Origin of the sequence: Nocardia sp. NPDC059229 (assembly GCF_042754165.1) — a bacterium.
In the GTDB taxonomy this organism is placed as follows: Bacteria; Actinomycetota; Actinomycetes; order Mycobacteriales; family Mycobacteriaceae; genus Nocardia.
This window is the reverse complement of the sequence record NZ_JBHZAK010000040.1, coordinates 21541-34037: the sequence shown is the minus strand read 5'-3', so window position 1 is coordinate 34037 and position 12497 is coordinate 21541. Positions and strand designations below refer to the sequence as shown.

At 65.9% G+C, this 12497-nt stretch carries 10 protein-coding genes; 1 reads left to right on the top strand and 9 read right to left on the bottom strand.

Going from position 1 to position 12497, the window contains the following annotated elements:
• The 8 genes from ACFXHE_RS42205 to ACFXHE_RS42170 form a co-directional block, all read right to left on the bottom strand.
• Positions 1-269: class I SAM-dependent methyltransferase (locus ACFXHE_RS42205; protein ID WP_379391064.1), on the bottom strand; the 269-nt coding region annotated here is incomplete at its 3' end.
• Between the two features lie 51 nt (positions 270-320).
• Positions 321-1040: a class I SAM-dependent methyltransferase gene (locus ACFXHE_RS42200; RefSeq protein ID WP_379391062.1), complete on the bottom strand. Its 720-nt coding sequence runs from the start codon at positions 1038-1040 to the stop codon at positions 321-323.
• A 55-nt stretch (positions 1041-1095) separates the two neighbouring features.
• Positions 1096-1455 (bottom strand): antibiotic biosynthesis monooxygenase family protein, encoded by a 360-nt coding sequence (locus ACFXHE_RS42195; protein WP_379391060.1) that lies wholly within the window; start codon positions 1453-1455, stop codon positions 1096-1098.
• Positions 1452-2705, bottom strand: a complete 1254-nt coding sequence (locus ACFXHE_RS42190) for a beta-ketoacyl synthase N-terminal-like domain-containing protein (protein ID WP_379391058.1) — start codon at positions 2703-2705, stop codon at positions 1452-1454. Before ACFXHE_RS42190 ends, ACFXHE_RS42195 begins: the two co-directional genes overlap by 4 nt.
• Positions 2702-3121: a cupin domain-containing protein gene (locus tag ACFXHE_RS42185; RefSeq protein WP_379391056.1), complete on the bottom strand. Its 420-nt coding sequence runs from the start codon at positions 3119-3121 to the stop codon at positions 2702-2704. The genes ACFXHE_RS42190 and ACFXHE_RS42185 overlap by 4 nt, the downstream gene beginning before the upstream one ends.
• Positions 3122-3185: 64 nt before the next feature.
• Positions 3186-3653 carry an SRPBCC family protein gene (locus ACFXHE_RS42180; protein WP_379391054.1) on the bottom strand — a complete coding sequence of 156 codons (468 nt, stop codon included), beginning with the start codon at positions 3651-3653 and terminating at the stop codon, positions 3186-3188.
• The gene (locus tag ACFXHE_RS42175) at positions 3653-3910 is read right to left on the bottom strand and encodes a phosphopantetheine-binding protein (RefSeq protein WP_379391052.1); all 258 of its coding nucleotides are present in this window, start codon (positions 3908-3910) and stop codon (positions 3653-3655) included. The genes ACFXHE_RS42180 and ACFXHE_RS42175 overlap by 1 nt, the downstream gene beginning before the upstream one ends.
• Positions 3911-4315 (bottom strand): TcmI family type II polyketide cyclase, encoded by a 405-nt coding sequence (locus ACFXHE_RS42170; RefSeq protein ID WP_379391050.1) that lies wholly within the window; start codon positions 4313-4315, stop codon positions 3911-3913.
• A 276-nt stretch (positions 4316-4591) separates the two neighbouring features.
• On the opposite strand from ACFXHE_RS42170, the gene ACFXHE_RS42165 reads away from it, so the two are divergent.
• A complete protein-coding gene (locus tag ACFXHE_RS42165; protein WP_379391048.1) occupies positions 4592-10057 on the top strand; it encodes a biotin carboxylase N-terminal domain-containing protein in 5466 nt (1821 codons plus the stop codon).
• Between the two features lie 19 nt (positions 10058-10076).
• Here the strand turns inward: ACFXHE_RS42165 and ACFXHE_RS42160 are convergent, their stop codons facing one another.
• On the bottom strand, positions 10077-12350 hold the full coding sequence (locus ACFXHE_RS42160; RefSeq protein ID WP_379391046.1) for a serine/threonine-protein kinase: 2274 nt from the start codon (positions 12348-12350) through the stop codon (positions 10077-10079).
• Positions 12351-12497 lie beyond the last annotated feature (147 nt).

Sequence of the window (12497 nt, the reverse complement as noted above, 5' to 3'; positions counted from 1 at the left end):
TCATCGAAATACCGGGTCCGTGCCGCCTGGAAATCCTGAAACAGCGGCCCGAAACCGGGAGCGCGCAGGGGATGATTCTTCATCTGCTCCGCATCCGCGGCGAACAACGCCGCCCACTCATCACCCGCGGCGCGACAGAACACCTCCGCGAACTGATCCACAGCCAATGCCTGCGGATGCCGAGCCGCCAGGCCACGGGCCGCCGCGACGAACAACGCGGTAGCACCGACACTCGTCTTGATATCCCAGGAATCATTGTCATTACGCATAATCAACACTTCTCTCCGGCCAATACCGGGCTGATCTTTCGGTCGTCAAGCTCAATGCGGATCGCGCGCGGAGAAGAGACAGACGACACCTGACTGCTGGATATGTACCTCGGCGAAACGCGACTTCAACTCGTGCGAGATGGACTCGATGCTGTCCTCGCGGTTGCCGAACACCTTTTCTCGATTCAGGTAACGCATCAGTGTGCGCGACCAGGGGGTGTGCTCGCCACTTTCGCCTAGAATAGTACTTCCGAATACCCGGGCACCGGGGGCGAGATGAGGTATCACATGGTCGAAGACCACCGATTTTTGCCGGACCGAACCGGGCAAGCAGTGCAAGAGAAAGTTCATCCCGACAGAATCGAACTGTGCGGCAGGATAGAGGTTCAGTGGTTCGAAAACATTGCTCCGGCAGATGGTGGGGTGATAGCGCTCGATGCGTCTCGCGGCGGTGTCGAGCACTACATCGTTCAGATCCAGCAATGTAATCGACGGATTCGGCGGGAGTTGACTATGGTCCAGAAACCATCCCGTTCCCGGGCCGATGTCGAGATGGCGACCAGCGATATTGGCGTCATAGTGCGCCAACATTCTTGTGCGTGGACATCGCCAGATCCAGCGACTCACCGTCCCTAATACCATCCGGTCATACACGGCCAACTCTGACCGATTATAGTGCTCAGCGCCGGCGCGAATGCGTGCGGCAGTCGGTGCCGAGATATCTTTTTCAGATTTGCTCGATGCGACTTTCGAAATGCGCATGATGATCATTTCTCCGACCGTGTCGGGTTGATGTTTCGGTGGTGATGGGGCAGCCCGGCCAGATCTACCAGGCCGTCTCGCGAGCTGTGGCGGTCGTGACCGCCACGATGGTGAACTTCAATGACCTTGCGGCGGTGAAACATTCACGCATCGGACCGACGAGCGTGCGGTGTTCCGACGTGGCTTCCCAGTCGTAGAAGTCCTGGAGGTCTTGCCACTCGCTCGTGATCAGCCATTGCTCGGGATCGGTCGCCGATTGGCAGACCTGGTCGGCGATATGCCCGGGAACGCCCTCGGCGACGACGTGCCGGATGTCCTCGTAGGCAGCGAGGAACTTGTTTTGCCGTTCCAATGGCACGGTGATCAAGAAGACGACACGACCGCGCCCGAGGCGGCTGCCGTTGGTGCTCTCGTTGTCGTTCACAGTGAGACTCCTTCGGGTCGGCGCAGAACCAGCGCACTGTTGAAGCCGTCGTATCCGCGTGCGGCGACGGCGGCGATGTCGACGGTTGCTCGCTGCGGAGCAGCGACGAAATCGAGTTCGCACCCCGGGGCCGGGTTGGGCAACGCCCCGAATGCGGGGAGAGTGCGTTCCCGCATGGCCAGCACCGCGGTTGCGACGTCGAGCGCGGAGCCGCCCTGGGAAGCTCTGCCCAGCAGTCCTTTCTGACCGGTGACGGGTACCCCGTCAGGGAAGACGGTGCGGATCGCGTCGGCTTCGGCCCGGTCGGCAGCCGGCACACCGACCGCGTCGGCGAACACGACATCCGTGTGCCCTGGCGCGGCCTGCGCGCGGTCCAGTGCTCGATGCAATGCTGCGGCAAGGTACCTCGACGGCGGCTCGACCGTCGTGTCACCCCAAGGGCGGGAGGTACGACCGTCCTGGGTGGCCGCATACCCGGCGATCTCCGCGTACACATACGGTGCGCCGCGCCGTAGCGCGTGTTGCTCTTCTTCCACCACGAAGATGGCGCCGCCCTCGGCGGGGACATATCCGGCGGCATCGGCGTCGAAGGGCAGATATGCGCGTTCGGGGTCCGTCTGCCGACTCATCCATCCACTGCGGCGCGAGGCGGTGAGCGCGTAAGGGCACAGTGGCGCCTCGGTGCTGCCGGCCAGGACGACGTCGGCGGCGCCGCGATCGATCGCGCGCGCGGCGTATCCGAGGCTGTCCAGGCCGCCCGCCGCTTCGGCGACGAGCACGCTCGACGGACCCTTCATCTGATGCAGAATCGAGGTTTGCCCAGCACTTGCCGCATAGAACCAGGCGATCGATTGATAGGTGCCGACGGTGCGCGTCGATCCTGACCACAGCCGCTGCATCTCGCGCTGGCCGAACTGATTTCCGCCCGTCGAGGCCGCCAGGGCCACCGACTGCCGGTACGGATCGACGGTGGACGGATCGAGCTCGGCATCGGTCAAGGCCTGTGCTGTCGCCGCCAGCGACATCCACGTCCACCGGTCGGTCTGCACGATCAGACGGCGATCCAGGTAATCCTCCGGCACGAAGTCACGGACCTCTCCGGCCAGCGTGGTCGAATACGCGGAGGCATCGAAATGCGTGATCGGTGCGATCCGATTCTCGCCTGCCACAACGGTTTTCCAGTGTTCGCTCGCCGAGTTTCCGCTCGGGGCGACGACACCGATCCCGGTGATCACTGCGCGGCGGTTCATCGCGCTCTCTGCGCGGTCGCGGCGCCATCCGTAGACGCTTCCGTGTCCACGTGACCGAGTTCGGGTCGCGGGGCGAGCGGTCCGAGATGAAAGACGATGCTCGCGGTCTCGGTCCCGGTATTGCGCACCCGGTGCCGGACACCGATCGGGACGAACAATCCCTGCCCCGCAGACAACGACCACTGCTCATCGTCGAGATCGACGGTGAGGTCTCCCTGCACGCAATACAGGAACTCCTCCGAATACGGATGATAGTGCTCGGCGATGCGCTCCCCCGGCTCCAGCGTGGCAACTCCGGTGAAACCAGACGTGCTGCCAACGGTTTTCGGACTCAGCACAGTCTTGATTTCACCGCCCCGGCGACGGTCTGCGGGCAGGTCGGCGATATCGATGCGAGCCGGCGGTAACTTCGTCATAGTCAAAATTCCTCTCGATGAGTGATGCGACATGGTGGCTTCGGGGGGCTTCTTGGTATGGCGGTCAGGCACGCGGCGGCGCGCCGACGAGATGTCCTTCGACCTTTTCCTTGATGAGCTGCATCTGGATCACGCTGTTGGTGTTGATTCGATCGGTCATCCCGGCGTCGTCGATCGGCGCACCCGGACGCATATGAAAGTCCTGAACCCAGGTCATCCGCGTACCCGACCCGGACTCGGCATAACTCCAATGGATCCGCATGTACTCGAACGGCCCGGTCTCCACCCGATGCGCATCCACGGTCCGATTCACCCGATCGACGGTCCGCTCACTGACCCAGCTCCACACCTGCCCCGCCTCGTCCGGATGCATCGTGAGCCGGAAACGAACCGTGTCACCGTCCTCGGCGAGAACATCGACCGCGGCATACTCGGAGAACAAATCCGGCCAGGACCGAACATCATTGGTCGAATCCCACACCACCTCGAGCGGCGCATCGATCAGGATCGAATTCTCTGTATGACCCGACATCACGCAACCTCCTTGATAAAAGCGAACTCGACGAACCGAACCACGTCACCACCGGTCATCCCGAGCAGCTCAGCAGGCAACCTGACATAGAAATCACGTTCCACAACACTCTGAATCTCGAAGACCGCCAACGAATCCACACCGATCTCCTCCAGAGTCAGCGCGTCCGCCCTCTCCAACTCCTCCGGACCGATGTCGACCCCGACATGCTCGTCCAAGATCGCACGCAACGTCTCGATGGTGAACGTGTCAAACATTTACTTCTCTTCCTTCCCTCGTGTAGTGAAACCCGAAGCCGATCGGTTCGGGATCTCCAGCCTCGGACCGGATTCCGGTGTCCAGCTGTAGAACATGCGAGCCCGCGCATCCTCCGGCGATTGCCAGTTCGGGAGGTAGGGCGAAACGAACTCGCGCAAGCGGGCACTCACCCGGGCGAACTCCGGATGCCGCGCAGCCCTGCCGATCGCGGCACCACCGGAATCCTCGGTCTCCACCAAATGCACATACAGATCATCCAGAGCCCACAGCTCACGCCGGGTCACACCCGCAATCCCCGGCAGATCCGTCAACGAATCAGATTCCGCGAAGATCTCGCCAACGTTGGAAATAGCATCCGGACGCACGTGAGCCACGATCAGCGAACGATGTGGTTGAAATACCATCGGCCTTCTCCTACTTGAGCTTTGGTGGGGAACATGAAACCCGGTATCTGTCTTTTCGGGGTACAACGAACCTACGAGTTGAGACCGGTCGGTATCCATCACCCTCGAGGCCCTCCGACTCGTCCCCAGGGTGAAGACAATCAACACCTGAGGTGATGTCCGGCGGTGGGACACTTTTTGATGACTCTCTCGGTGCCGTTGCGCGCCACACCGTCGAAGCGGTGTTAACAATGAATGCCGACGACGCGATTCGCCGACACGAGAATGGACGGAGAAATGATCCAGCGGATTGCCATAGTCAATAGAGGCGAACCAGCAGTGCGTCTGATCCGGGCTGTCCGCGAGCTCAATGCCGAGTACGACCACGGGATCCGCACCATCGCCCTGCACACCCATGCCGAGCGGCGTGCGCTGTTCGTTCGCCAGGCCGACGAGACCGTCACGCTGCGGCGCAACGGCGCCACCAATCCCTACCTGGACCACGCCGAGCTCGAGCGCGCGTTGATCGAGGCCGCGGCCGACGCGGTCTGGGTGGGCTGGGGCTTCGTGGCCGAGGACCCGATGTTCGCCGATCTCATCAGCAAGCTCGGCATCACCTTCATCGGTCCGTCCTCGCACGCCATGCGACTGCTCGGCGACAAGATCGAGGCCAAACTGCTGGCCGAGAAGGTCGGGGTCCCCGTCGCGCCCTGGTCCGGTGGCCCGGTCGAGACCGGCGCCGACGCGCGCCGGCACGCGCACGCCATCGGCTACCCGCTGATCGTCAAGGCCCGCTCGGGCGGCGGCGGCCGTGGCATCCGCAAGGTGTACGCCGAGGACGAACTGGATCTCGCGCTCGAGCGCACCCAGCGCGAGGCCGAACGTTCCTTCGGCGACCCCGTCGTGTTCCTGGAACGCCTGGTCACCGGGGCCCGCCACATCGAGGTCCAGGTGATCGCGGACAGCCACGGCACGGTGTGGGCGCCCGGCGTGCGGGACTGTTCCATCCAGCGCAAGAACCAGAAGGTGATCGAGGAATCCTCGTCTCCGGTGGTGACCAGGGACGAGGCCGATCACCTGCGCAAGGTGTCCGCCGACCTGGTGAAGGCGGCCGGCTACTGCGGCGCCGCCACCGTCGAATATCTCTACCAGCCCGATGAGCGACGCTTCACCTTCCTCGAGGTGAACACCCGCCTCCAGGTCGAGCACCCGATTACGGAGACCACCACCGGCCTGGACCTGGTCAAGCTGCAGATCCACGTGGCGTCCGGTGGCGCGCTCGACGGCGAATGCCCGACGGAGTTCGGCCACGCGATCGAGGCCCGGCTCAATGCCGAGGACGCCGACAACGGTTTTGCTCCGGCACCCGGCCGGCTGCAACTGCTCAGGTTCCCGCTGGGCTCGGGCCTGCGGGTGGACACCGGCATCGCCGAGGGCGACGTGATCCCGCCGGACTACGACTCGATGGTGGCCAAGGTGATCGCGTGGGGCCGCGACCGCAACGAGGCGCTCGCCCGGCTGCGCACCGCGCTGCGCGAGACCACGGTCGTCGTCGAGGGTGGCACCACCACCAAGTCGTTCCTGCTGGACCTGCTGAGCCGACCCGAGTTGATCTCCGGCGAGGCCGACACCGGCTGGCTGGATCGCACCGGCGCCGGCACCGCGGACGGCCCGACCGCGGTCGCCGATGTCGCGCTGCTGGCCGCCGCCATCGACACCTACGACACCGAGGAAGCGCACGAGCGTGCCGCATTCCTCTCCTCGGCACGCGGCGGCCGCCCACGGGCCAGGCACGCCATCGGGCGGACGGTGGAGCTGTCCTATCGCAACCAGCCCTACACGCTGGTGGTCGGCCAGGTGGGCCCGCGGCGCTACCAGGTGAGCGGCGATTCCGGTGACCTGGAGGTCGTCGTCGATCGGCTCAGCGCCTTCGAAAGCCGCTACGCGATCGCTCACCGCCGCCACCACGTCGTCTCGGTGGCCGGGCCGACCGGCTACCTGGTCGAGGTGGATGGCGTCGGCCACCAGATCAGTCAGGACGAGGCCGGCATCGTGCGGGCGCCCGCGCCCGCCGTCGTGGTCGCGGTTCCGGTCGCCGTCGGCGACGAGGTCGAGGCCGGCGCCACCCTGGTGGTGCTGGAATCGATGAAGATGGAGACCGCGGTCCGCGCCCCCGGTCCGGGCCGGGTACGGGAACTCAACGCCGTGGTGAACTCGCAGGTGGATGCCGGTGCGCCGCTACTGCGGGTGGACGCCATCGATACCGGTGACGCCCTCGGGAGCGTCGCCGAGAGCCGCCGCGTGGAGTTCGCGCCGCTCGAGCAGATCCGCGGCGACGCCCGCTCCGAGGCCTTCGCGCGGCTGGACGCCCTGAGCACCCTGCTCACGGGTTACGACGTCAGCGCCGCCCGGGCCCGCACGCTGCTCGAGGAGTACAACGAGCTGCGCAACGAACTGTCGGAGGACGACCCGGAGCTGACCGGGGCGGAGCTCGCGATCCTGACCACCTTCGCCGACGTCTGCGAGCTGTCCCGCAACCGCCCGACCATCGGCGAGAGCGAGGTGGCCGACCCCGTGCACAGCCCGCGCGAGCACTTCCACTCGTTCCTGCAGTCACTCGACGTGGATGTGCAGGGATTGCCGGAGTCCTTCCGCGCCAGGCTTTCTCGCGCGTTGAGACACTACGATGTGACCTCGCTCGACCGCACGCCCGAACTCGAGGAGGCGGTCTATCGCCTGTTCCTGGCCCTGCAACGGATGGACAACCAGGTACCGGTGATCGCCGGGGAACTCGAGCGCTGGCTGGCCAATGCCGACGAGCGCACCGCCGAGGTGCCCGAGCTCAGGGAGGTGCTCGACCGTCTCATCCTGGCCACGCAGTTGCGTTACCCGCTGATCGGCGACGTGGCACGCACCCTGCGCTTCCGGGTATTCGACGAGCCGCTGATCCGCGCGGCCCGCGAGGATGTGTACGACAAGGTGCGCGGTAGCCTCGCCTACCTGGCCCTGCGGCCGGGCGCCTCTTTCTACGCGCGGCGCGTCGCGGCCATGGTCGACGCCCCGGAACCGCTGACCGGCTTACTGGGGCAATACATCTCGGATCCGAACCCGCTGCTCGAGGTGATCACCCGGCAGTACTACCGGATCCATGACCTCGACGACGTGATGGCCTTCGACCGCTCGGGCCGGCACCTGGTGACCGGAACGTTCGAGCTCGCCGGGGAGCGGCTGCACCTGGTCTCCACGGTGGCCGAGCATGCCGACCTGGCGGCCACGCTCGACGTCGTGGCCGACGTGGCGGGGCCGAATGTACCGAATCTCGTTGTCGACGTGTACATTTCGTGGCACGACGCACCGGCCGACGGGGACGAGCTGTCGGCGGCGCTGCGCACCGAACTGGAAGCGCATCCGCAGTGCGGCACCTGGCGGCGTATCTCGGTGGCGGTCCTGGACGGCGACACCGCTGACGTCCGGCACGTCACCTTCCGCCGCACGGAATCCGGACTCGCCGAAGACCTCATCATCCGCGACATGCATCCGCTCACCGGCCAGCGCTTGGACCTGTGGCGGTTGAAGAACTTCAACGGCACCCGGCTGCCCGCGCCGTCCGGCATCTATCTGTATCACTCTGTCGCCAAGCACAATCCGGCCGATGAGCGGTTCATCGCACTCGCCGAGGTACGCGACTTCTCCGCCAAGCGGGACGAGAACGGCGAGATCGTGACCGTGCCGGCGATCGAGCGCAAGATCGCGGCGTGCCTCGACGGCATCCGCCGGGCGCAGACGCAGCGTGAGCCGAAGCGGTTGGACCACAACCGGATTGCGCTGTTCGTCTGGCCGGTGATGGAGATTCCGGCCGACCGCATCGAGGTGATCGCGCGCACCATCGCGCCACTGACCCTGGGCGCCGGACTGGAGGAGATCACCGTCATCGGCCGCCTCTCGACGGGCTCCGACGACACGATTCGCGATGTGGCGCTGCGCTTCTCGTATCAGTCGAGCGACGAGATCAGTTTCGCGATCACCGAGCCGCCCACCGATCCGCTGCGCCCGCTCGACGAGTACGCCCAGCGGGTGCAGCGTGCCAGGGCTCGCGGCACCGTCTATCCGTACGAACTGATTCCGCTGCTGACCCGCGGTCGCGGCAGCTTCACCGAGCTCGACCTCGACTCGTCCGGAAAGCTGGTGCCGGTGGACCGCCCGTACGGCCGCAATACGGCCGGCGTGATCGTGGGGCAGGTGACCACGATCACCGACCGTTATCCCGAGGGCATGACCCGTATCGCCCTGTTCGGCGACCCGACCAAGGCGCTGGGAACCGTCGCCGGGAACGAGTGCGCACGCGTGGTCGCCGCCATCGATCTCGCGGAAAGCCTTGGCGTGCCGGTGGAATGGTTCACGCTGTCCTCCGGTGCCACCATCTCGATGGACAGCGGCACCGAGAACATGGACTGGGTGTCGCGCGCATTGCGCCGGATCATCACCTTCACCCAGGGCGGCGGCGAGATCAACATCATCGTCGCGGGCATCAATGTTGGCGCCCAGCCGTATTGGAACGCCGAGGCGACCATGCTGGCGCACACCAAGGGCATTCTGGTGATGACTCCGGACAGCGCGATGGTGCTCACAGGCAAGCAGTCGCTGGACTACTCCGGTGGCGTCTCGGCCGAGGACAACTTCGGCATCGGCGGCTACGACCGGGTGATGGGCCCGAACGGCGAGGCACAGTACTGGGCGCCGAACCTGACCGCCGCCTGCGACATCCTGTTCGCGCACTACGAGCACGCGTATGTCGCTCCGGGCGAGCGTTTCCCACGTCGAGCGGTCACCACAGATCCGGTCGACCGCGACGTGCGCAGCTACCCGCACGTGCACCGCTCCAGCGACTTCAGCGTCGTCGGCGACATCTTCTCCGCCGAGCAGAACCCGGAGCGCAAGAAGCCGTTCGATATCCGCACGGTGATGCGGTCGGTGGTCGACCAGGACCACACGGTGCTGGAGCGGTGGGCGGACATGGCCGGCGCCGACACCTCGGTGGTGTTCGACGCCCATCTGGCCGGCTATCCGGTGACCGTGGTGGGCTTCGAATCTCGCACGATCCAGCGCAAGGGCTGGGTCCCGGCCGATGGCCCGGACACCTGGACCTCGGGAACCCTGTTCCCGCAGTCGTCGAAGAAGACGGCCCGCGCGATCAACGCCGCCAGCGGCAACCGGCCCGTGGTGATTCTGGCGAATCTCTCCGGTTTCGACGGCTCGCCCGAATCACTGCGCAACATACAACTCGAATACGGCGCCGAAATCGGCCGCGCGATAGTGAATTTCGACGGCCCGATCGTGTTCTGCGTGATCTCGCGCTACCACGGCGGAGCGTTCGTGGTCTTCTCTGGCGCGCTCAACGACAATATGGAAGTGCTCGCGGTCGAAGGCTCGTTCGCCTCCGTGATCGGCGGCGCACCCGCGGCGGCGGTCGTGTTCTCCCGCGAGGTGAACAACCGCACCGCGGCGGACCCGGAAGTGCGCGAGCTCGAGGCGCGAATCGCCGCCGACGGCGCCGAAAGGGCCAGGCTGCGAGTCGAACTGGCCGCCCGGCAGGCCGCGGTGCGCTCGGACAAGCTGGGCGAGGTCGCCGCCGAGTTCGAGGCGATCCACACCATCGCGCGCGCCCGCGAGGTCGGTTCGGTGCATTCGATCATCCCCGCGGCCGAGCTACGCCCGCAGATCGTCGCGGCGATCGAGCGGGGCATGGCCGGACTGGCCTCCTAGCGTCCCGCGCCGGGAACTGTCATGCGTCCTCGATGCCCGATCGCTTCTCGACGACCCGCTCGAGGGCGCGCAGGTCGGCCTCCAGCTTTCGGAACAGCCAATAGATGGCCACGAACGCGAGCCCGGTGATCACGCACAACCACAGCACCGAATCCATGATGCGCGCACGCTCGTCCTGCCCGAGGAAGCTCAATCCGGTAACCACGGCGACCAGGGGCACCGATGCGGCGATGCCGAGGTACACCGTGCTTCTGCGGCGCAGTGCGCGCAGGTGGGCGGCATCGCGAGCCGTCGTGTGGCCATGGCGCAAATAGATCGGGTACACGCAACGGACGATGTAGAACGCCTGCACGAAGAACGTGTAGGAAACCGCGAAGGCCGCACACACCAGCACGAACTCCGCCGAATGCACCAGCAGCCGCGGCGGAAGGCGGACCACCGTGTCGAGCAGGGCCACGAACACTCCCGCGCCGATCGTCCAGAACACCAGGGTGAACATCACGTCGAAGTCGGCCCAGAACAGGGTGAACGACCGGACCCGGGCCAGCAGCGCCTCGTCGTAACGTCTGCCCTTGCGCAGGCCGCGTGGCACCGCGATCAGATGTCGGCACAGGTAGAACCAGCTCACGAGGGCCAGCGGCCACGCGATCAGATGGAAGATGTTCGTCAAGCGTAAGAGCTCCGAGCGGGTGGGACCACCGGGCAAGAGCACGCTGCCGAACTGCACGGTTTGCCCGTACAGGTATCCCGCCGCCAGGCCGTCGGCGACCAACGCGATAAGCCACAGGATCGGGACGTAGTGGGGCGAAAGCCGTGCCCGCCAACTGTTCTCCGGTGGATAGACGAGGTCACGGGCCCGCTCGTCGAGGCACAGATCGAGCTGCAGAGCCAATTCCGATCCGCTGCTGTAGCGGTCCTCGCGGTCCGGTGACAGGCAGGTCAGCAGCACCTGCCGAAGCGCCGCAGGGCAATCGGAGGGAACCTCGGACAGGTACCGCGGATCGATGGGCCGGCGGCGTAGTTCGAGCATGCGGCCCAGCGACGTCTCCGACATGCCGGCGAATTCCTCGTCGGCGAACGGGATCCGTCCGGTGAGCAGCGCCCACAGCATGACGGCCAGCGCGTAGATGTCGCTGCGCGTGTCGAGGTCGGCGGCCGTCCCCGGAAGCTCCGGATGGCACGCTTCGAGCTGTTCGGGTGACATGTAGGCCAGCGATCCACCGAAGTACGCAAGCGGGCTGGTACCCCGGATATGTTGACTGAAGCTGACATTGAAGTCGGCGAGCTTGGGTATGCCGTCGGCGCTCAGCAGCACGTTCGCCGGTTTGATGTCGCGATGCAGCACCCCGCGTCCGGCGGCATGCCCGAGCGCGTCGGCGAGTCGGCGGCCCAGCCAGGCGACCGTTTCCGGCCACGTCATCGCGGCGATCCGGGCCCGCACCGCCGTATCGGCAGCACGAACCTCGCCCTTGTCCTCGAGTACCCCGTCGACGGTATCGAGCAGCACCTGCCCGCTGCGGGCCTCTACCGGGGTCGATCGCAGTCGATTCAGCACGTCGAGCAGCGTGCCGCCCGGCAGGTACTGCATGTAGAGCAGCTTGAGCTCGCCGTCGGCGATCAGTCGCTGGTCGAAGATCCGCACGATGTATTCGTGGTCCAGCTGGGCAAGGGTCTCCGGCTCGGTGCCGTGGTTGTGCGAGATCTTGACCGCGACCAGCCGCTGCATCGATCGCTGCCGCGCGAGATACACGCGGGCGAACGCGCCCTCCCCGATCATCGTCAGCAGGTCGAAGTCCCCGACCCGGTCCCCCGGATTGATGGCCCCGAGGGCGACCTGCGCGCTCGGGCGAGCGACCATCGTGCTGCGATATTCGGTGGTGTCCAGCTGGGCCGGAGGCCGGCCGATCTCCGTGGCCGCGGGCTCGGCGGCAGCCCCGGGCTGCGTCGACTCCTCCCCCGCAACCGGCTGCGAGCCGCGGCGCAGGGCGTGGTATTCCTCGTAGACCAGGTCCGCAGGCGGTGGGCCGCTCCGCAGTTCGGCGTACTGCTCGCAATACTCGGCGAGGCGTTTGGGAAAGTGGTGCCGAACCCAGCGGTTCTCGAGGTCGATCTTGATCAGTTCCACCAGCACCGCACGCCGCTCGGCATCGGCGTCGGGCAGGTACGCCGACAGATCGGGAGGGCACCCGGACACCGCCCACGCCTGCTCGAACCGGGCCGCGGCCCCGGCGAGCGCCGTGCGGCTCCGTTCTGCCGGATCGATGATCAGATCCTCGAAGGGCTCATGCACCACATCGGTACCCCCAGACGTGAATCCCCGAGGCGTGGCCCACACGACGTTCGACAACCACACCGAAATGTTCGACACAGCTTCGGTGCCATCCCCTCACCGGCACCTCCAAAGCCTATCGCGCAACCATCGAGCACACACCGATACGCG